This is a genomic window from Kitasatospora albolonga (assembly GCF_039535905.1).
Taxonomy (GTDB): Bacteria; Actinomycetota; Actinomycetes; order Streptomycetales; family Streptomycetaceae; genus Kitasatospora; species Kitasatospora albolonga.
In genome coordinates this window covers 44,466-64,610 of record NZ_BAAAYB010000099.1, presented here as the reverse complement: position 1 = coordinate 64,610, position 20,145 = coordinate 44,466, and the positions used below count along the sequence as shown (strand labels likewise).

Below are 20,145 nucleotides of genomic sequence, written 5' to 3'. Positions count from 1 at the left end.
CGGGCCCGCATCCGGAGCGGGCACAATGGCGTAGTGACACGCCCACCCACGGGCGTCGTAGCAGGGAGGCCCTGGGGTGAGCGATCTTCCGCGCAAGGCAGTGACCCGGACGGCTCGGCTGGCCGCCCTGCCGCTCGGGATGGCGGGCCGGGCCACCCTCGGTCTGGGGCGGCGGATCGGCGGCCGCTCGGCCGAGGTGGTCACCGCCGAGCTCCAGCAGGCCACCGCCGACCAGCTGTTCAAGGTGCTCGGGGAGCTCAAGGGCGGGGCGATGAAGTTCGGGCAGGTGCTGTCCGTCTTCGAGGCCGCACTGCCCGAGGAGGTGGCCGGCCCCTACCGGGCCGCCCTGACGAAGCTTCAGGACGCCGCTCCCCCGATGCCCTCCGCCAAGGTGCACGCGGCGCTGGCCGAGCGGCTCGGCAAGGACTGGCGCAAGAACTTCCGCAGCTTCGACGACCGCCCGGCCGCCGCGGCCTCGATCGGCCAGGTGCACCGCGCCGTCTGGAAGGACGGCCGGCAGGTGGCCGTCAAGATCCAGTACCCGGGCGCGGGCGACGCCCTGCTCTCCGACCTGACCCAGCTCAGCCGGGTGGCCTGGCTGCTCGGGCCGCTGATCCCCGGCCTGGACATCAAGCCCCTGATCACCGAGCTGCGCGAGCGGGTGGCGGAGGAGCTGGACTACGCGCTGGAGGCCGAGGCCCAGCGCCGGCACGCCGAGGAGTTCGCCGACGACCCGGACATCACCGTCCCGAAGGTGGTCGCCCAGGCCGACCAGGTGCTGGTCAGCGAGTGGCTGGACGGCACCCCGCTCTCCGAGGTGATCAGCGGCGGCACCCAGGAGGAGCGGGACAGGGCGGGGCAGCTGATCGCCCGCTTCCTGTTCGCCGGCCCGTCCCGGACGGGCCTGCTGCACGCCGACCCGCACCCGGGGAACTTCCGGCTGATCAAGGACGACGGCCCGGCCGAGGGCTGGCGGCTGGGCGTGCTGGACTTCGGCACGGTGGACAGACTGCCCGGCGGCCTGCCCTCCCCGATCGGCGACTCGCTCCGGATGGCCCTGGCCGGGGACGCCGACGGTGTGCTGGACATGCTCCGCGAGGAGGGCTTCGTCAAGCCCTCGATCAAGCTGGACCCGACGGCGGTGCTGGACTACCTGCTGCCGATCATCGAGCCCGCCACGGTCGAGGTCTTCCACTTCACCCGGGCCTGGATGCGGGCCCAGGCGGCCCGGATCGCCGACCCGCGCTCGCCCGCGTACGACCTGGGCAAGCAGCTCAACCTGCCGCCCGCCTACCTGCTGATCCACCGGGTCACCCTCTCCACCATCGGGGTGCTCTGCCAGCTCGGCGCCAAGGCCCCGTTCCGCGCCGAGATGCTGGAGTGGCTGCCCGGCTTCGCCGCACCGGTCGCCGAGCCCGCAGAGGGCTGAGACTCCGTCAGAACGCGCCGATGGCCGCCCTCCTGGAGGAGGGCGGCCATCGGCGTTCGGGGAATGTCACTGCGGGGCACTGCTGTTGGTACCACTGGAACGACGCGCCGCGTGGGCCTACGCGGTTGTCACTCCGTCACCTCTCGGTCCGTCAGGTCTCACATGACCGCGACGGCGAGGGCCTTGCGGGCGCGGAGCGAGGCACGCTCGGCCTTCCGCATCAGTCGGGCGGCGCGGTCGAGGCGCTCGCCCATCCGTTGGTGTTCGGCCTCGTGCAGTCGTTCCTGCATATGGGCACGGGCCAGGGTTTCTTGCATGAGTTGCATCTCGCGGGTCCTGTTCTGGATCAGAAGTTCTTTGGCCTGGTCGGCGCGGGCGGTCTTGTCGGCTGCGGGGGTCATGTGGTGGTCCTGCTCGTGGTACGTGCTCGGAAACGGACGGGGGTTCGCGGCTGCGTCGACCTTGGCTGTGGCGACGCGGACCGACCGGCGCAGTGTGGTGGTGCCCAGCGGGGGCTGCTCTCCCCGTCGGGCGGGCACTGCGGTGGTCATCGCGGGGTTCACGCCATGACCTCGGTCTTGCGCGGACGGCCCCGGGGGGCGCTTGCGGGCGACGACGACGCCCTGGACGAAGAGCTCGCCACCCCAGACGCCCCACGGCTCGCGCCGCTCGAGGGCGCCGGCCAGGCAGGCCTCCTTGACGGGGCAGGTGCCGCAGAGCGACTTCGCGTACTCGACGTCGGCGGGGGTCTCGGCGAAGAAGACCTCCGGGTCGAAGGCCCGGCAGGGGATGGGCTGGCCGTTGACCTCGGCCTCGTCGATCGCGGTGAGCTGCATGAGAGAAACCTCCGGGGGGTCGGCCTGGTCGGCCTTGGTGATGTCTGTCGGTACGGACGGGAGTGGCGGCGTGATGACCGTGGACACTGTGGCGTCTTCCTCGTCTTTGCTTGTGGTTCCGGCCAGCTGACTGGTGGGGCTGGACCGGAGGACCCGAAGGTCCAGGCTGGGTCTTGACGTACCGGACAAAACAGAAGGGCCGCGAATCCCGGTGTGAGACGGGTTCCGCGGCCCTGGAGGCTCCGACCTGAGGCTACTCAGGTTCGAACTCTCCAGGGTTCGGGGCCGCGGAAGGCCCACATCCGGACGGCCTCGGCGCCTGCGAAGGCGGCCTTGGCCTCGATCTGCTTCTCGTCCTGCTTCTGCTGGGCCCCGGCATCGACGGCCGCCGCATAGGCGCCATGCTCGGCGTCTACCTGGATTGCCTTCGATGCCTGGAGCGGTCGCTCACTGCGCAGTCCACGACCGCCGCCGAACGCCGCCCCGGCAAGGGACAGACCCGTCTCGACGGAGGTGCCGCGGGTGCCGTTGCCGCCCAGGCCATTAATGCCGGAGCCACTGACAACGCCGGAGACACCGGTGCCGTTGAGACCCAGACCGAAGGGAGCGGTGACGACCTGCGAGGAGACGCACGAGGGCACGGCGACGACGGTCTGGCCAGTCAGGTTGGTGATCATCTTGGTTTCCACTGTCTTCGCCTCCTCTCGGCGTCTCGCGCGGCCCAGTCCCCCGGGCCCCGATGTTCGGATGTTTGGACGGTCATGCAGGTACTGCGGTACTGCTGGCAGGCGTGCGGAAGGGAGCCTTCCGAGGCCTTGCGATCTCGTTCCCTTGACCGCTCCGGCAGGCTATTGCGCCCCGTGTACGGCGCGCAAACTATTTTTCCGGCGAGTTTCGCGGAGTGACTCGGGCGGCTCCCGGAAGCGGCTTCACGCCTGCTCCTCGGACTCCCCCCGAAGCCCCTCGACGGTGGCCTCGGACTCGTCCGTGGGCTCCTCGCCAGCACACAACAAGAGCACGTCGGCACCGTACTTGTCCAGCTTCATCGCGCCGACGCCCGAGATCAGGGCCAACTCGCGCTCGCTGGAGGGCACCGCCTCGGCGATCGCCATCAGGGTCGCGTCGGTGAACACCACGTAGGCCGGAGCCCCCTGCTTCTTCGCCTGCACGGAGCGCCACTCGCGCAGCCGCTCGTACAGCGCCTCGTCCATGTCCGAGGGGCAGCTCTCGCAGCGGCGCAGCTTGCGCTCGACCGCCTCGGTCAGCGTCCTGTCGCAGACCCGGCACTTGACCGGGCCGCGGACCTTGCGGCCGCCGGAGCGCTCGGCGCCCTGCTCGACGCCGCCCCGGCCGCCCCGGCTGGTGGGGCCGGAGTACGAGGAGCCGGGCCGCAGGCCGTCCAGGAAGCGGGTGGGCTTGCGGCTGGCCCGGCCGCCCGGGGAGCGGGAGAGCGCCCAGGAGAGCGACAGGTGGACCCGGGCCCGGGTGACGCCGACGTAGAGCAGCCGGCGCTCCTCCTCGATCTGCTCGTCGGTCTTGGCGTAGATGATCGGCAGGGTGCCCTCGGTCAGGCCGACCAGGTAGACCGCGTCCCACTCCAGGCCCTTGGCGGCGTGCAGCGAGGCCAGCGTGACGCCCTCGACGGCGGGGGCGTGCTGGGCGGCCGCACGGGCGTCCAGCTCGGCCACGTAGGCCGCCAGGTCGGCCGGCTGACCGGCCGTCAGGCGGGCCGACTCGAACTCCTCGGCCAGCCGCACCAGGGCCGCCAGCGACTCCCAGCGCTCGCGCACCGTGCCCGAGCCGGACGGCGGCTCCGGGGTGAAGCCCCGGGTGGCCAGCACCGCGCGGACCTGCCCGGCCAGCGCGGGGCTGTCGGCCGTCAGCGGGTCGTCGGAGGCCCGGGCCGCACCGCGCACCAGCATCACCGCGTCCCGCACCTCGGGGCGCTCGAAGAACCGCTCGGCGCCCTTGAGCTGGTACGAGATCCCCAGGTCGGCGAGGGCCTGCTCGTAGACCTCGGACTGCCCGTTGGTCCGGAACAGCACCGCGATCTCGCTGGCCCGCACGCCCCGGCCGAGCAGGGCGCGGATCTCCCGGGCGGTGGCCTCGGCCTCGGTGGGCTCGTCGGCGTACTCGACGTAGACCGGGGCCGGGCCCGCCTCGCGCTGCGAGACCAGCTCCAGGCGGTGCTGGGCGGCCTGGCCGCGGGCCTTGGCCAGCAGGCCGTTGGCCAGGTGGACCACCTGGGGGGTGGAGCGGTAGTCCCGGACCAGCTTGACCACGGTTGCCTCGGGGTGGCGGTGGCGGAAGTTCAGCAGGTGGTCGGGGGTGGCGCCGGTGAAGGAGTAGATCGTCTGGCTGGCGTCGCCGACCACGCAGAGGCTGGCGCCGCCGGTGGACCACTGCTCCAGCAGGCGCTGCTGCAGCGGCGAGACGTCCTGGTACTCGTCCACCGTGAGGTGCCGGTACTGGGCCCGGACCCGCTCGGCGATCTCCGGGCGGTCCTCCAGGATGGCCGCGGTCAGCAGCAGCACGTCCTCGAAGTCGATCACGCCGCGGTCGCGCTTGGTCTGCTCGTAGGTGGCGTAGACCCGGGCGATCTCGGCCGCGTCGCGCGGGGCCTCGCGGCCGGTCTTGAGCACCGCGGCCGGATAGTCGTCGGGGACGATCTGGGTGACCTTGGCCCACTCGATCTCGCTGGTCAGGTCGCGCAGCTCGGTGCGCTGCACCCGCAGGCCGGACCGGCCGGCCGCCTCGGCGACCAGCTGCACCTTGCGCTCCAGCAGCCGGGGCACCTCGCCGCCGATCGCCCGGGGCCAGAAGTACTGGAGCTGGCGCAGCGCGGCGGAGTGGAAGGTGCGGGCCTGCACGCCCTCGGCGCCGAGCTGGCGCAGCCGCCCGCGCATCTCGCCGGCCGCGCGGGCCGTGAAGGTGACGGCGAGCACCTGCTGCGGCTGGTAGGCGCCGCTGCGCACGCCGTAGGCGATCCGGTGCGTGATGGCCCTGGTCTTGCCCGTGCCGGCGCCCGCCAGCACGCAGACGGGGCCCTGCAGGGCGGTGGCGACCGCGCGCTGCTCCGGGTCGAGCCCGGCCAGCACGGCGTCGGCGCTGCCGGCCGAGCCGTGGGGGGCGCCGTAGTGCGCGCCGCCACCTGACGCAGTGCCGTACCGGTCGCCGTGGCCGTCGGGGAGGCCCAAGAGCTGTTCCTGCATGCCGTCCATCCTCGCAGGGCGCTCGGACGTTCCGGTCCGCGTCGTCCACAGGGCCCGGCCGGCGGACGATAATCACCTCACTGACCGGCGCGCGTGGTATCTCACACGCCGGGAGCGCGCGGAATGTTCCGTCGCGCCCCGGACGTTGTCGGCACAGACCGCACGCCCCTTCCCGAAGGAGTCCCCCGAATGTCCGGCAGCGTCACGATGTACAGCACGACCTGGTGCGGGTACTGCAACCGGCTGAAGAGCCAGCTGGACCGCGAGGGCATCGGCTACGACGTGATCAACATCGAGGAGGACCCGGCCTCGGCGTCCTTCGTCGAGTCCGTCAACAACGGCAACCAGGTGGTGCCGACCGTGATCGTCCAGCCCGCGGGCGGCGGCGAGCAGGTCGTGATGACCAACCCGAGCCTGCGTCAGGTCCAGGCCGCGCTGGCCGGCTGACACCGCGTCGGCCCCGGGGCCGTCCCTAGTGGTGCTCCAGGTGGCCCCGTCCCGCCCGGGACGGGGCCACCTGTGCGTCGTCCACCGGCCGGGACGGCCCGGGCACCGGCACCGGCTGCACCGCCGGCCGCCCGGCCAGCTCGCCGAGCCCGTAGACCAGCCGGCAGCGGTCCGCCGAGTACCTGGTCTCGATCACCCGCACCGGCCCCCGGGCGTCGTAGCTGACCCGGGTCTGCACCAGCAGCGGTGCCCCCGGGCCGCCCTGGAACCAGGCGGCCTCCTCCGGCCCGGGCATCCGGGAGACCAGGTGGTCCACCGCGCCGATCTCGGTCCGGCCGAGGGCCTCCAGCACCGACTCGTCGCCCTCGGGCACCTGGTCCGGCTCCATCAGCGGGGTGCCGGCCGCCAGCCCGGCCCGGTAGTGGCTCTCCTCGATCGAGTAGGGCTCGCGGTCCAGCAGCCGCAGCTGGCGGCGGACCACCACCGCCTCGCCGGGCCGCAGGCCGAGCCGCTCGGCGATGTCCACCCTGGCGCGGACGATGAGCATCTCGAAGTCCACCGAGAGCCGGCGCCCGGCGTCCCCGGCCTCCGCCTCGTAGACGCCGGTGGGCGCGGTCAGGCAGTGGCCGGAGGCTCGGCCGGGCGGCGGGCCGGGGAGCAGGTCGGGCCCGAAGACCCGGTGGTCCAGCACCGGGTGGTCCTTGAGGTACGTGCCCTTGCCCTGGAGCCGGACCAGCCGGCCCTCGTTGACCAGGACGTCCACGGCCAGCCGGACGGTGTTCCGGGCGACCCCGTACTGCTGCTCCAGCTCGGTCTCGACCGGCAGCGGCGCGTCGCCGCGCCACTCGCCGGCCGCGATCCGGCGGCGCAGGTCGGCGGCCAGCCGCTGGTACTTCGGTGATTGGGAACTGCCCCGCGAGATTGTCACGCGAGTGAATGTAGCGATCCGGGTTGCGCCATTTCAGCGAAACCGGCCAATATTGCCCGGGATCGGGGATCTCGGTTTCCGTCCCGATCAGGTCGTTCGCAGTCGCCCGGCGGCACTCGGCCCTTCCGGATGAGCGCCGCATTCACCCACGCACCACCGGGGGCGGAGCCATGCCCGTGACCAGTACCGCGCAGCACTTCGAGGCGCGGCCGACCATCCTTCGACCCAGTGAGCCGGCCGGCGCCCGGCCGCGGCCCGGGCGGGCCCTGGAGGCCGCCGACCGGGGGGCCTGGCACGCCACCGCCAGCTTCCCGCCGCGCCCGCGCAACGTGGCCCGGGCCCGGCAGCTGACCCGGACCGTGCTGACCGCCTGGGGCGCGGCCGAACTCGCCGACAGCGCCGAGCTGTTGATGTCCGAGCTGGTCACCAACGCGCTCCGCTATGGCCGGGGAGCGGTCTCGGTGACGCTGGCCCTGACCGAGCAGGCGCTGCAGATCTCGGTGGCCGACTACGGCCGGGCGCTGCCCGAGCCCCGGGAGGCCGGAGAGGAGGAGACCAGCGGCCGCGGCCTGGCCATCGTCGGGGCGCTGTGCACCGACTGGTCGGTGACCACCAGGCTGACCGGAAAGACCGTCAGCTGCTGGTTGGAAATCGACCGGAAGAGCGACTGACCGAGGGATTTCGAATCCGCTCGAAAAAGCCGAAGAAAAGCACAAGGGGCGTACGGTTTTGAACCGCACGCCCCTTATTCACCACGATTCGCTACGGTCTCCGCCGTTACCAGCGGGCCGCGCTCGGCAGCGGTTCGCCGTACCACAGTTCGACCAGGTGGCGGGCGATCGAGATGCCCGAGGGCGGCAGGATCTCGCCCGCCTCCATCCCGGCCTTCAGCTCCTCGCGGGAGAACCAGCGGGCCTCCGCCAGCTCCTCCCCGTCCACCGTGATCGCGGTGCCCGCCGGATCGGCCTTGCCCAGGAAGCCCAGCATCAGGCTGGACGGGAACGGCCACGGCTGGCTGGCCACGTACTCCACCTCGGCGACCCGGACCCCAGCCTCCTCGTAGACCTCGCGGGCCACCGCCTGCTCGATCGACTCGCCCGGCTCCACGAACCCGGCCAGGGTGGACCAGCGGCCCTCCGGCCAGAGCGCCTGACGGCCCAGCAGGCAGCGGTCCTCGGGGTCGGTGATCATCATGATCACCGCCGGGTCGGTCCGCGGGTAGTGCTCGGCCGCGCAGGAGGTGCAGCGCCGCACGTGCCCGGCGCCGGCCTTCTCGGTCCGGTGCCCGCAGCGCGAGCAGAAGCTGTGCAGCCGGTGCCAGTGCTCCAGCGCGACGGCGTGCACCAGCAGCCCGGCGTCCCGGTCGGAGAGCTGGGCACCGACCTCGCGCAGCCCGGCCGGACGGGCGTCGCCGTCCAGGCGCCCGGGCAGCGTCTCGTTCACCAGGGCGAAGTAGGAGGTGCCGTCCTCGTCGGTGCCGAGGAAGTAGCGGTCGCCCGTCTCCGGCGCCTCGAAGGAGGGCAGCAGCACCAGCTCGGTGCCGTGCTCGGTGTCCACCACGAAGGCCTCGCCGCTGGCGATCGGCAGCACCTTGGTGTTCGGGTGGCTCCAGGCGGCGGCCAGCCACGGCTCGTCGAACCGGTGCTCGGCGGCCCGGTCGACCCCCGCCCGGGCCAGCGCCAGCTGCTTGGTGTCAGGCACGGTGCTCAACGCGGTCCATCCCCATCGGTCGGAAGGCTTCGGTCGCAAGGGTGTCGGCAAGGGTGCCGGAAGGGTTCATGCCCGGGGCCAGCTCTCGGCCAGCTCGCCCCACAGGTACGCGGCCGTCTCCACGCCCTTGGCCAGCAGCGGGAGCTCGACCTTCTCGTCCACCGAGTGCCAGCCGTCCGAGGGCACCGAGATGCCGAGGAAGAGCACTGGTGCGCCCAGCACGTCCTGGAGGTCGGCGGCCGGCCCGGAGCCGCCCTCGCGGGTGTACAGCACCTCCTGCTCGAAGGCCCGGCCCATCGCCCGCACGGTGGCCTGCAGCGCGGGGTGGTCCAGCGGGGTCAGGCAGGGCCGGGTGGCGCCGGGGAAGACCAGCTCGTACCGGATGCCGGCCGGCACCTTGGACTCCACCCACTTCGCCACCGCGGCGCGCACGGCGTCCACGTCCTGCCCGGCGACCAGCCGGAAGGAGAGCTTGAGGTGCGCCTCGGCCGGGACGATGGTCTTGCTGCCGGGGGCCGGTGTAGCCGCCCCAGATGCCGTTCACCTCGGCGGTCGGCCGGGCCCAGACCCGCTCCAGCACCGAGTACCCGGCCTCGCCCAGCACGCCGTGGGACTTGGCGGTCCGCAGCCACTGGTCCTCGTCGAAGGGCAGCGCGGCGAACAGCTCGCGCTCACGCTCCGTCAGTTCCACCACGCCGTCGTAGAAGCCGGGGACGGCGACCCGGCGGTCCCCGTCGTGCAGGCCGGCCGCCAGCTCGGCGGCGACCGCCGCCGGGTTGGGCACCGCGCCGCCGAAGGAGCCGGAGTGGATGTCGGTGTCCGGGCCGTAGAGGTCGATCTGGGCGTCGGCCAGGCCGCGCATCCCGGTGCAGACGGTCGGCGTGGTCTCGTTCCACATGCCGGTGTCGGAGACCACCACCACGTCGGTGGCCAGCCGCGCGGCCTCGCGCCGGACCAGCGCCCCGAAGTTCGGCGAGCCGGACTCCTCCTCGCCCTCGATCAGCAGCTTGAGGTTGACGGCGGGGGCGGTGCGGCCGGTGACGGCCAGGTGCGCGCGCAGGCCCAGGGTGTGGAAGAAGACCTGGCCCTTGTCGTCGGCCGCGCCGCGGGCGTACAGCCGCTCGCCGACCACGGTGGGCTCGAACGGGTCGGTCGCCCAGCCGTCCTCCCTGGCGGCCGGCTGCACGTCGTGGTGGCCGTAGACCAGCACGGTGGGCGCGTCCGCGTCCCCGGACGGCCACTCGGCGAAGACCGCCGGCAGCCCCTCCGTCTCCCACACCTCGGCCACCGGGAAGCCGGTCTCCCGCAGCTTCGCCGCCAGCCACTCGGCGGAGCGGCGGACGTCCCCGGCGCGGGCCGGGTCGGCGGAGACCGAAGGGATGCGGAGCCAGTCGGCCAGGTCGGAGAGGAACTCCGCCCGGTGGAGGTCGATGTAGGAGCGGACGACGCTGTCCGGGGTTTTCGTCATACGGACGACTTTAGTTCGCCGCCGCCTCCCGGTGTGCGGCCCGTCCACCGGGCGGTCCCGTAACCTGCGTCACCCCGTGCGGCACGGGGCCCCACGGGGTGACACGGATCACGGATGACGGGCCGTCAGGCGGAGCGCCTCAGCAGGCCCAGCCGTGAGCGGGTGAAGAGCATCGCCAGCAGCACCGCCACCACCGGCAGCACCACCAGGGTCAGCCCCATGGTCGCCCACGGGAAGACGATCACCGCCTCCCGGCCCTCGTCGCCCGGGAACTGCGGCAGCGCCTCGATCTTCCGCAGCGCCACCGAGGGCACCAGCCCGCAGACGGTGCCGAGCACGGCACCGATCGCGGCGATCACCCCGCACTGGAAGCCGGACAGCCGCCGCCGGATGCCGCCGGTGGCACCGACCGCCGCGAGGGTGGCCAGGTCGCGCTGCGAGTCGGCCGCGGCCAGCCCGGTGGCGATGCCGGCCGCGCCGAGCGCGACCAGCCCGGCGAAGCCGGTCAGGGCCAGCGGCACCAGGTCGGGCTCGGGCCGGAAGCCGCGCTCGACGGTCACACCGCCCTCGTGGCCGAGCCTGGCCAGCGCCGCCGTGGCCTTCTGCTCGACGGCGCTGCTCGGCACCGCCGCGGGCAGCCAGACGGTGCCGGCCTGAGCCGCCGTCAGACCGAGCCGCGTCGCGGTCTCCCGGCTGGCGAACGCCCCGGCGTTCTGCAGCACGGGGGCGAACCGGACCGCGTCCACCGCGAGTTCGCGGCTCTGGACCTCGGGCCTGGACAGCGTGCCGTCCGCCCCGCGGACCATCCCGGTCATCGGATCGGTGTTTCCCTGCTCCGGCTCGACCAGCGCCAGGGCGACCTTGCCGTCCTTGAGGTAGGCCTGGTCGAAGACCAGCACCTTGCCCTCGGCCAGCGCCTGGACGGCGGCCGGGTCGCGGACCCCGGTCAGGTTGGCCAGTGCGGTGGCGTCGCCGAGCAGCAGCCCCTGGCCGACCGGGGACGAGTAGTAGCCGGCCGAGCGCTTGCAGCGCTCGTCCTGGTAGAGCCGGTCGCGCTCGTCCGCCGAGAGCCCCTCGGCCGCCGGGTCGTTGGCCGGACAGCGCTGGTCCTTCGGCAGCATCAGCTCCACCCGCCCGCTGCCGCGCTGGTGGAGGGCGCCCTTGTACTCCGCCTGGTAGACCTCGCCGCGCGGGCCGAGGTCCGGGACGACGCCCTCCACCGCGCCCTGCTGGAGCGCGTACGAGGCCGGGTCGCGGTTCTCCCCGTAGCCGGTGTGCAGCAGCACCGCGCCGGGCTGCAGGTAGGCCGTGTAGTTCTGCCGCTGCTGCTCGTCCGAGCTCGCGGTGTAGATGCCGACCGCGACCGAACCGGCCACCGCCGCCATCACCGCCGCCACCGCCGGGGCGGTCCGGCCCCGGTGGCGGACCGCGTCGCGCAGCGCCAGCCGGGGGCTGAGCGGCAGCCAGCGGCCCAGCCGGCCGAACAGGCCGACCAGCATCGGGGTGCAGGCCACCATGCCGAGCTCGGCCAGCACCGAGCCGCCGAGCACCGACAGGGCCCGGTCCGCCACCTGCGAGCCGAGCAGCGCGATCGCCGCGCCGCCGCCGAGCATCACCAGGCCCAGCACGGCCAGCCGCTTGCTCGGCGGCTTGACCGAGCCGCGGCCGGTGAGCGCCTCCACCACGTCCTGCCGGGAGGCCTGGACGGCCGGGACCACGGCCGCCAGCAGACCGGTGACCAGACCGATGGCGGCGATCCCGAGCAGGTCCAGCGGGGCCAGGTCGAAGCTGCCGAAGCGGCGTTCGGCCAGCTCCTCCAGCCACGGCCGGGTGGCCGCCACCAGCAGCACCGCCAGCACCAGGCCGGCCACCGCACCGGACAGGCCGAGCACCGCACCGCCGCCGAGCACCACCGCACGGACGTGCTTGCGGTCCCCGCCGCTGGCCGCCAGCAGCCCGAGCTGACGCCGCGAACGGCGCGCGCCGACCGCGAAGGCCGGGCCGGCCAGCAGCACGATCTCCAGCAGCGCCATGCCGACCACGGTGGCCAGCACCGCCAGCGCGGTCTTGTCGATCAGCTGCGAACCCGACTGCTGCTGGTAGTACGGCACCGCGGAGCGCGGCGGCGGGTCCAGCAGCACGGCCTTCGAGGTCGCCGAGAAGCCGTACTTGTTCAGCTCCAGCACCTGGGGCCAGGTCAGCTCCGCCCCGGCCGGCAGCCGGACCAGCCACTTACCGGTGCCGAACCGCTCGGCGTCCGCCTTCTTCTCCGGCGCGGGCGCGGCGCCCGGCCGGAGCACCAGCTGGCTGACGCCCAGGTCGCCCGGGAACTCGACCTCGGCGGTGATGGTGAACGGACGGTCCGGCCCGCGCACCGTCGTGGTGTCACCGACCTTCAGGCCGGACAGCTCCAGGAACCCCCGGGTGGCCGCCACCTCGGTCGCGGCGGTCGGCAGGCGGCCGCCGGTCAGCACCGTGTGGCCGTTCCAGACCGGGTCGGTCAGGTCGGCCTCGGTCAGCCGGGTCCTGAGCAGGCCCTCCTTGGTGGTGACGTTGGCGGACGCACCCTCGTCCACCGGGGTCAGCCGGGTGCCCGCCGGGAGCAGCGTCGGCAGCAGCGCGGCCGGCTCCGTGTCCAGGCTCTTCTGCTGCTCCGGGGTGGGCTTCTGGCCATCCCGGGGCATGTCCGCGTTGGCGCCCTCGCCCGGGTTCGGCGGCTGGACGACCGTCATGCCCCGGCCGTACGCGGACACCATCGCGTCGGCCTCGCCCATGATCCGGACGATCTTCTGCTCCGGCTCCAGCTGGGCACTGCGGAAAACCACGTCGGCCCCGGTCACCCCGAGCACCGGCAGCGCGATCATCGCGATCACCAGCGCGCTGCGGCCCTTGGCCCGGAGCGCGTCCCTCCGGGCGATCCGCAGGGCCACCCGCCACGAGGTCAGGCTCACTCCGCCACCGGGCCGTTCACGCTGTTGGTGGCCGCCGAGACCAGCAGGCTGGCCGCGTCCCGGCTGACGCTCTCGTCCACCACCCGGCCGTCCCGGATGAAGACCACCCGGTCCGCCCAGGCCGCGTGCCGGGCCTCGTGGGTCACCAGCATGGCCGCGGCACCCGCGTCGCAGCGGGCCCGCAGCACCGCGAGCACCGACTCGCCGGTGGTGGAGTCCAGCGCACCGGTCGGCTCGTCGGCCAGCACCAGGCGGCGGTCCCCGATCAGCGCCCGGGCGATCGCCACCCGCTGCTGCTGACCGCCCGACATGTCGTCCGGGAAGCGGTCGGCCAGCTCCTCGATGCCCATCTCGACCAGGGCCGCCATCGCCTCCTTGCGGGCCGCCCGGGTGGAGACCCCGTCCAGCTCGCGCGGCAGCGCGATGTTCTCGGCGGCGGTCAGCGCCGGTATCAGGTTGTAGTCCTGGAAGACGTAGCCGACCGCCCGGCGGCGCAGCTGCGCCTGCTGACGGCGGCTCAGCTCGCCGAGCGCGCTGCCCTCGACCAGCACCCGCCCGGAGGTCGGGGTGTCCAGCCCGCCGGCCAGCGTCAGCAGCGTCGACTTGCCGGAGCCGGACGGCCCCATCACGGCGACCAGCTCGCCGGGGTGGACCTTGAGGTCGACGCCGCGCAGGGCGTGCACCTCGGCCGCCCCCTGGCCGTGGACCCGGGTGACGTTCTCCAGGTGCAGCACCGGGGCGGTGCCGGACCGGTCGTTCTGGGTGCTCATCGCTTCCCCCTGACGGTGGTTCAGAATCGGGCGCGCCTGCGGGCGCGGGGTGGGGCGGGCTCCGGATCGGGCTCGGTGGCCTCGGCGGGAGCCGCCGGGGCGGCCGGGCGGTGCTGGGCGAGACGGGTCTCGCAGTGGTCCAGCCAGCGGATCTCCGCCTCGGTCTGGAAGATCAGCTGCTCCAGCACCAGCAGCCAGGCCAGGTCCGACCCGCTCTCCTGGGCGGTCAGCGCCTGCCCCTTGAGCCGGGTGTAGTCCTGCAGCGCCTTCATGCTGTGCCGCCGCTGCCCCTGCACCACGGCCGTGACGTCCACGCCGGGCACGGTGACCGCCATCGCGAGCTTGATCGCCAGCTCGTCCCGGGGCGGATTGGTCCGCGGCACCGGGGTGTCGAACCAGCTGCGCAGCTCCGCGCGTCCCTTCTCGGTGACGGCGTAGAAGACGTGGCCCTCCTCGTCCTCACCGTCCGGGACCACCAGGCCGTCGCGCTCCAGACGCCCCAGCGTGGTGTAGACCTGGCCGACGTTGAGCGGCCAGGTGGCCCCGGTGCGGGACTCGAACTCGGTTCTCAGCTGGTAGCCGTAGCGCGGGCCCTGGTCGAGCAGGGCGAGCAGACCGTGACGGATGGACATACCGAGTATGTATACCCGGTATGCCCCACCGGCTCAAGCGCAGCCGGTACCGTCATGCCTTGTGAGCCAGCTGCGCATCGCCACCTTCAACCTGCTGCACGGCCGCCCGCTGGCCGCCGACGGCAGCCCGCTGCCCTTCCCCGCCGAACCGGGAGAACCGCTGGCCGAAGCGGTCGCCGCCCTCGACGCGGACGTGCTCGCCCTCCAGGAGGTCGACCGCCACCAGGAGCGCTCGGGCTTCACCGACCAGACCGCGGTGGCCGCCAAGGCCATGGGCGCCGGCGACTGGCGGTTCGCCGCCGCCCTGCACGGCCGCCCGGCCGCCGGAGCCGGCTGGATCCTCGACCCCGACCGGCCCGGCCTCCAGGTCTACGGCCCCGCCGAGGCCGGCACCGCCCTCCAGGTCCCCTCGTACGGGACGGCGCTGCTCACCCGGCTGCCCGTCACCCACTGGCGCGCCCGCCGCTTCGCCCCGGCCCCCTTCGGCCTCCCGCTGCGGGTCGCCGGCCGGCGCGGGCTGACCCCGGTGCCGGACGAGCCGCGGGCCGCGCTGGCCGCCGTCCTGCGCGGCGGGAACGGCGAGTTCACCGTGGTCGCCACCCACCTGTCCTTCGTGCCGGGCTGGAACATGGCGCAGCTCGCGGCGATCCGGCGGTGGATCGCCGACCTGCCGGGGCCGCACCTGGTGCTCGGGGACTTCAACCTGATCGGGGCCGTGCCGCGGACCGTGCTCGGCGGGGCGGCCGCGCTCGGGCAGCGGCCGGCGCGGCAGCCCGGGCCGCGGCGGCGGCGCGTCCTGCGGGGCTGGCACGACCTCGCCAAGACCCCGACCTACCCCTCCCACCGCCCCGCGGTCCAGTTCGACCACGTCCTCGCCATGGGCGTCCCCCGCACCGCCGTCGGCACCATCACGGCCCCCCGCACCCCGGTCTCCGACCACCGGCCCCTCCTCGTCGAGGTCGACCTGTAGCGGGCGCACCGGATGGTGATGCCGGGGGCGCGGGGAACTGCGCGAGTACGGAAGGCGGACCAGCGTGAGATCGGGGCACGTCAGCCAGTTGCACGTGTTGCCGTGCCCCCGCGCGCAGTTCCTCGCGCCCCTGGGTCGCTGCAACTGAACGTCGCGCCAGAAGCAACCGCCTACGTGGCCGGAACGAGCTCCGTGGTGGTCTGCTGCGGGAGCTGGACGGGTTCGTGGTGGAGCAGCAGCATCGCCGCGTCGTCCCCCAGCTTGTGCCCGACGTGCCGCACGACGTCCTCGTGCAGCCGCCGCAGCACCTCCGTCGGCGATCCGACCGCGCAGTACGGCAGCCGCTCCGCCAGGGGGTAGAAGGCGCCCCGGTGGTCCCGGGCCTCGATGACGCCGTCGGTGTAGAGCAGGATGCGGTCCCCGGGCGCGATGGTGATGCGCTGCACCGGCGGCCGGACGTCGGCGGGGTCCAGCACCCCGAGCGGCGGCACCGTCTCCGGCAGCTCCAGCGCCCGGGCCGGTGCGCCGGGGCTGAGCAGCAGCGGGGCGGGGTGCCCGCAGTTGACGATCTCCACGGACCCGTCCGGACGGACCCCGATCAGCACCAGGGTGACGAACTCCTCCTCGACGCCGGGGTGCTCCCCTTCGTGCAGGACGCGGTCCAGGCTGACGGCCAGCCACCCCGCGACCCGGTCGAGTTCGGGCTCCTGGTGCGCGGCCTCGCGGAAGGCGCCGAGCACGGCCGCCGCGGTCTCGACGGCGGCCAGCCCCTTCCCCCGGACGTCGCCGACGACGGCCCGCACGCCGTGCCGGGTGTTGACCACCTCGTACAGGTCGCCCCCGATGGAGGCGTGCGCGGCGGCGGCCGCGTAGTGGACGGCGGCCCGCACGCACCCGAGCCGGTCCGGGACGGAGCGCAGCAGCACCCTCCGCGCCACCTCCGCGACCAGCTGGGCGTCGGCGAGGGCCTGCTCCTGACGGACCCTCAGCGTGGCGCTGACCCAGCCGATGGCCGCCACCAGCGCGATGGCGAGCACGGTAGCGGTGTGCACGGACTGGCCGAGCACGCCGTTGTACCAGGCGAGCAGGAAGGCGACGGCCTCGGTGGCGAGGCCGAGCGCGAGCGGATACCAGGTGCGGCGGCTGACCACGGCGGCCAGTGCGGGGACGGCGGTGAGGGCGGGTTCGACGGTCAGCGCGGTGGCGCTGAACCAGTCCAGGGCGAGCACCAGCAGCATGCCGATGAACGGCAGCGCCATCGAGGTCTTCGGCCACGTTCCGGTGACCGTGCCCGGCACGGCTCCGGGGGAAGGCCCCGCGAGCCGGTCCTTGATCCATCCGGTCGCGCTCAACTTCGGTCTCTCCAGCGAGGGTGCGCAGGCGCCCGTGGCACCTGCGGTGATGACTGAGGGTCAGAGGTGGGGCCCTGCCCGGCGGCCGGAGTACCTTGATTGACCGGTTACCGACCCCACAATAGGCGCGAAACGTGCATGGAGCACAGGTTTCGCACGCGGCCGTGACGGCATGGATGCGCTGCGTGACTCATTCTTCACTATTCCCGATCAGAAGCCGAGTCAACTCTTTTCGCCCCGGAAGTCCTGGCGGCCTGTCGACCCGGCCGCTGCGGACGTACAGGAACGAAGCGGTGACCTGCTCGGGTTCTACGCCCGTCAACTCGGCCCACGCCAGCCGGTAGACCGCGAGCTGGAGCGGATCGGCGGCCTCGTCCCGCTGGGTCTTCCAGTCCACCACCTCCCAGCGCTCGTCCCGAGGTGACCCTGAGCCACCGTCACCGTCCCGGTAGACCGCGTCGATCCGGCCGCGCACCACCCGACCGCCGAGCACCAGCTGCACCGGCACCTCGACCCGGTGCGGCCGCCGCCCGGCGTACGGGCTGCGCAGGAAGGCCTCCTTGAGCCGCTCCAGGTCGTGCTCGTCCTCGATCCCCTCGTCGTCGAGGCCGGGCAGCTCGTCGGGGCCGACCAGCGGCAGCTCCTCGTAGGGCAGCTGGTACTGGGCCTGGATCCAGGCGTGGAAGCGGGTGCCCCGGCGGGCGGCCGGCTGCGGGGGGCGAGGCATCGGGCGGGCCAGGTCGCGGGCGAAGCCGTCCGGGTCGGCGTTCAGGCGCAGCAGCTGGGTGGCGGAGAGCGAGGCGGGCAGTTCGACCTCGCGGACGGCGCGGCGGGAGCGGGCCAGCTCGCCCAGCAGGGCCGTCAGGTCGCGGTCCCAGGAGGCGATCCGGCGCTCGTCCTCGGGGGCCTGCGGCTCCGGCGGCGGGGCGGGCTGCCCGGCCAGGCGGCGGTGCACCACCTCGGCCACCCGGCGGCGGGCCAGCTGGGCGCCGGCGTCCAGCGGCAGCGGCCAGGGGGTCTCGACGGAGGTGTCCAGGGCCGGGTTCTCGGCCTCCGGCAGCGGCGGGTCGGCCCAGAGCTCGACCTCGCCGTTGCCGGGCCGCTCGGCGTGCTCGCGCAGCGCGGCGAGGAAGGCGGACGGGCCCCGGCGGCGCTTCTGGCTCGGCCCCCACCAGTGGCCGGAGGCCAGCAGCAGCTCGCGCGGGCGGGTGAAGGCGACGTAGCCGAGCCGCAGCTCCTCGACGTGGCCGTGCTCGGCCATCTCGGCCTTGAAGGCCTTCATGTCACGCGGCGTCAGGCCGCCCAGCACCGGCAGGGTGGCGGCGTCGCCGCGCAGCTCGTGCGGGAGCACCTGCTTGGTGCTGGTCCAGCGCTCCCGGCCCCGGCTGCTCGGGAAGGCGTCCTTCACCAGGCCGGGGACGGCCACCACGTCCCACTCCAGACCCTTGGACTTGTGCGCGGTGAGCACCTTCACGGTGTCCTCGCCGCCGGGCAGGCTGCTGTCCAGGCCCCGCTCGTACTCCTGGGCGGCGTGCAGGAAGGCCAGGAAGGCGGTCAGCCCCGGGTCCCCGTCCAGGTCGGCGAAGCCGGCCGCCACGTCCAGGAAGGAGTGCAGCGTCTCCCGCCGGCGGGCGGCCAACGCGCTCGGGGAGGCGGAGAGTTCGACCTCCAGGCCGGTGACGGCCAGCACCCGGTGCAGCACGTCCATCAGCGGCTCGGCCAGCACCCGCCTCAAGTCCCGCAGTTCGCGCGCCAGTTGGGCGAAGCGGTGGCGGGCCTCCGGGGAGAACGGCAGCTCGTCCGGCTGCTCGGTGTCGATGAAGGTCTCCAGCGCGTCGGCCAGCGAGACCACCTCCGTCGGGTCGGTCTCGGCCACCGCCGCCGCCAGCGGGTCGGCGCCCTCGGACCGGCCGGTGCGCACCAGCTCGGCGGCCCGGCGGCCCAGCAGCGCCAGGTCACGCGGGCCGGTCCGCCAGCGCGGGCCGACCAGCAGCCGCACCAGCGAGGCGTTCGCGGTCGGGTCCTGGAGCACCTCGCAGACCGCCACCAGGTCGGCCACCTCCGGGAGTTGGAGCAGCCCGCCGAGCCCGACCACCTCCACCGGCACCTCGCGGGCCACCAGCGCGGCATGGATGTCCGGGAAGGCCGAACCGCCCCGGCAGAGCACCGCGATCCGCCCCGGCGGGGTGCCGGTCGCGGTCAGGTGGGCGATCCGGTCGGCCAGCCAGTCGATCTCCTCGGCGTGGGTGGGCAGCAGCGCGCAGCGCAGGTACCCGTCCAGCTCGGCCCCCGGGGCCGGGCGGAGCGCCTCCACCCCCTCGTGCATCTCCCGCAGCGGGGCGGCGAGTTCGTTGGCGAAGGCCAGCAGCCGGCCGCCGCTGCGGCGGTTCTCGCTCAGCGCGTACCGGTGGGCCGGGGAGCCGTCCCGGCGCGGGAAGTGCCTCGGGAAGTCGTCCAGGTTGGCCACCGAGGCGCCGCGCCAGCCGTAGATGGCCTGGCACGGGTCCCCCACGGCCGTCACCGGATGCCCGCCCTCGGTGCCGAACAGCCCTGCCAGCATCAGGCGTTGGGCCACCGAGGTGTCCTGGTACTCGTCCAGCAGCACCACCCCGAACTGCTCGCGCAGCAGCCGCCCGACCTCCGGGCGCTCCTGCGCGAGGCGGGCCGAGGCGGCGATCTGGTCGCCGAAGTCCATCAGGTTGGCCCGGCGCTTGCGGCGGCGGTACTCCTCCACCAGCTCCAGCAGCTCCAGCCGGGCCCGGGCCGTCACCGGGATCGGGCGCAGGTCGTCGTTGCTCAGCCTGACGGTGGCGGCGTGGTCGATCAGCTCCCGGTCGAAGGCGCGCAGCCGCTCCGGCTCCACCAGGTGCTCGGCCAGCTCGGAGTCGAGCGCGACCAGCTCCGCGACCAGGCTGCTGAACGCACCCGTCAGGTGCGGGTACGGCCCGCGCGAGGAGCGCAGCACCCGGGCCGCCAGCTGGTACCTGGTCGCGTCGGCCAGCAGGCGGACGTCCGGCTCGATGCCCAGGCGCAGGCCGTGCTCCTTGAGCAGCCGCCCGGCGAACGAGTGGTACGTCGAGATCTCCGGCTCCCCGAGCACCTCCTCCTCCGGGCCCGCCACCCCGGCCCGGTGCAGCGCCGCCCGGACGCGCTCGGCCAGCTCCCCCGCCGCCTTGTTGGTGAACGTCAGCCCCAGCACCTGCTCCGGCCGCACCGCCCCCGACCCGACCAGCCAAACCACCCGGGCCGCCATCACCGTCGTCTTCCCCGACCCGGCCCCCGCCACGATCACCCCGGGCTCCAGCGGCGCCCCGATCGCGGCCAGCTGCTCCGGGTTGAACGGCACCCCGAGCAGCGCCTTCAACTCCTCGGGGCTGCTCAGCGCGGATCTCATCCGCCCAGCCTAAGACGACGCCCTGACGAACGTGGCTACGCCTCCA

Annotated in this window: 14 protein-coding genes and 2 pseudogenes; 4 read left to right on the top strand and 12 right to left on the bottom strand. The window is 73.9% G+C overall.

Annotated elements, in window-relative coordinates; all coding sequences use genetic code 11:
* Positions 1-76: 76 nt before the first annotated feature.
* On the top strand, positions 77-1,429 hold the full coding sequence (locus tag ABD946_RS25415; protein ID WP_345287359.1) for an ABC1 kinase family protein: 1,353 nt from the start codon (positions 77-79) through the stop codon (positions 1,427-1,429).
* Between the two features lie 158 nt (positions 1,430-1,587).
* Here ABD946_RS25415 and ABD946_RS42910 read toward each other — a convergent pair whose 3' ends face one another.
* The 4 genes and pseudogenes from ABD946_RS42910 to ABD946_RS25395 all read right to left on the bottom strand — a co-directional run bounded on the left by ABD946_RS42910 (position 1,588) and on the right by ABD946_RS25395 (position 5,363).
* A complete protein-coding gene (locus tag ABD946_RS42910; protein WP_380150137.1) occupies positions 1,588-1,980 on the bottom strand; it encodes a hypothetical protein in 393 nt (130 codons plus the stop codon).
* An 8-nt stretch (positions 1,981-1,988) separates the two neighbouring features.
* Positions 1,989-2,352: pseudogene (locus ABD946_RS25405) on the bottom strand (WhiB family transcriptional regulator).
* Between the two features lie 170 nt (positions 2,353-2,522).
* Positions 2,523-2,954, bottom strand: coding sequence for a hypothetical protein (locus ABD946_RS25400; RefSeq protein WP_345287357.1), 432 nt, complete (start codon positions 2,952-2,954; stop codon positions 2,523-2,525).
* A 240-nt stretch (positions 2,955-3,194) separates the two neighbouring features.
* Positions 3,195-5,363 carry an ATP-dependent DNA helicase UvrD2 gene (locus ABD946_RS25395; RefSeq protein WP_345287422.1) on the bottom strand — a complete coding sequence of 723 codons (2,169 nt, stop codon included), beginning with the start codon at positions 5,361-5,363 and terminating at the stop codon, positions 3,195-3,197.
* Between the two features lie 303 nt (positions 5,364-5,666).
* Here ABD946_RS25395 and ABD946_RS25390 point away from each other — a divergent pair, with 303 nt between their 5' ends.
* Positions 5,667-5,924, top strand: coding sequence for a mycoredoxin (locus tag ABD946_RS25390; RefSeq protein WP_345287355.1), 258 nt, complete (start codon positions 5,667-5,669; stop codon positions 5,922-5,924).
* A 25-nt stretch (positions 5,925-5,949) separates the two neighbouring features.
* Here ABD946_RS25390 and ABD946_RS25385 read toward each other — a convergent pair whose 3' ends face one another.
* Positions 5,950-6,852, bottom strand: a complete 903-nt coding sequence (locus tag ABD946_RS25385) for a GntR family transcriptional regulator (RefSeq protein WP_345287354.1) — start codon at positions 6,850-6,852, stop codon at positions 5,950-5,952.
* Positions 6,853-7,028: 176 nt separating this feature from the next.
* Here ABD946_RS25385 and ABD946_RS25380 point away from each other — a divergent pair, with 176 nt between their 5' ends.
* Complete coding sequence (locus ABD946_RS25380) at positions 7,029-7,523, top strand: ATP-binding protein (RefSeq protein ID WP_345287353.1); 495 nt, start codon at positions 7,029-7,031, stop codon at positions 7,521-7,523.
* 106 nt (positions 7,524-7,629) lie between these two features.
* Here ABD946_RS25380 and nudC read toward each other — a convergent pair whose 3' ends face one another.
* The 5 genes and pseudogenes from nudC to ABD946_RS25355 form a co-directional block, all read right to left on the bottom strand.
* Positions 7,630-8,562 (bottom strand): NAD(+) diphosphatase, encoded by a 933-nt coding sequence (gene nudC / locus ABD946_RS25375; protein ID WP_345287352.1) that lies wholly within the window; start codon positions 8,560-8,562, stop codon positions 7,630-7,632.
* 66 nt (positions 8,563-8,628) lie between these two features.
* Positions 8,629-10,030 (bottom strand): annotated as a pseudogene (locus ABD946_RS25370) (dipeptidase).
* Between the two features lie 125 nt (positions 10,031-10,155).
* Positions 10,156-12,981: an FtsX-like permease family protein gene (locus tag ABD946_RS25365; protein ID WP_345287351.1), complete on the bottom strand. Its 2,826-nt coding sequence runs from the start codon at positions 12,979-12,981 to the stop codon at positions 10,156-10,158.
* Entirely contained in the window at positions 12,978-13,751 is a 774-nt protein-coding gene (locus ABD946_RS25360) for an ABC transporter ATP-binding protein (protein ID WP_345287350.1), read from the bottom strand. The genes ABD946_RS25365 and ABD946_RS25360 overlap by 4 nt, the downstream gene beginning before the upstream one ends.
* Before the next feature lie 20 nt (positions 13,752-13,771).
* Positions 13,772-14,383 (bottom strand): PadR family transcriptional regulator, encoded by a 612-nt coding sequence (locus ABD946_RS25355; RefSeq protein ID WP_345287349.1) that lies wholly within the window; start codon positions 14,381-14,383, stop codon positions 13,772-13,774.
* 61 nt (positions 14,384-14,444) lie between these two features.
* Here ABD946_RS25355 and ABD946_RS25350 point away from each other — a divergent pair, with 61 nt between their 5' ends.
* Positions 14,445-15,353 carry an endonuclease/exonuclease/phosphatase family protein gene (locus ABD946_RS25350; protein ID WP_345287348.1) on the top strand — a complete coding sequence of 303 codons (909 nt, stop codon included), beginning with the start codon at positions 14,445-14,447 and terminating at the stop codon, positions 15,351-15,353.
* A 170-nt stretch (positions 15,354-15,523) separates the two neighbouring features.
* Here the strand turns inward: ABD946_RS25350 and ABD946_RS25345 are convergent, their stop codons facing one another.
* A complete protein-coding gene (locus ABD946_RS25345) occupies positions 15,524-16,705 on the bottom strand; it encodes a PP2C family protein-serine/threonine phosphatase (RefSeq protein ID WP_345287346.1) in 1,182 nt (393 codons plus the stop codon).
* A 190-nt stretch (positions 16,706-16,895) separates the two neighbouring features.
* Positions 16,896-20,099 carry an ATP-dependent helicase gene (locus ABD946_RS25340; RefSeq protein ID WP_345287344.1) on the bottom strand — a complete coding sequence of 1,068 codons (3,204 nt, stop codon included), beginning with the start codon at positions 20,097-20,099 and terminating at the stop codon, positions 16,896-16,898.
* Positions 20,100-20,145 lie beyond the last annotated feature (46 nt).

What these genes read in the sequence shown, in the direction of transcription:
- ABD946_RS42910 (WP_380150137.1), bottom strand. Translation starts at nt 1,980, where the DNA reads ATGACCACCGCAGTGCCCGCCCGACGGGGAGAGCAGCCCCCGCTGGGC.
- ABD946_RS25390 (WP_345287355.1), top strand. Translation starts at nt 5,667, where the DNA reads ATGTCCGGCAGCGTCACGATGTACAGCACGACCTGGTGCGGGTACTGC.
- ABD946_RS25360 (WP_345287350.1), bottom strand. Translation starts at nt 13,751, where the DNA reads ATGAGCACCCAGAACGACCGGTCCGGCACCGCCCCGGTGCTGCACCTG.
- ABD946_RS25355 (WP_345287349.1), bottom strand. Translation starts at nt 14,383, where the DNA reads ATGTCCATCCGTCACGGTCTGCTCGCCCTGCTCGACCAGGGCCCGCGC.
- ABD946_RS25340 (WP_345287344.1), bottom strand. Translation starts at nt 20,099, where the DNA reads ATGAGATCCGCGCTGAGCAGCCCCGAGGAGTTGAAGGCGCTGCTCGGG.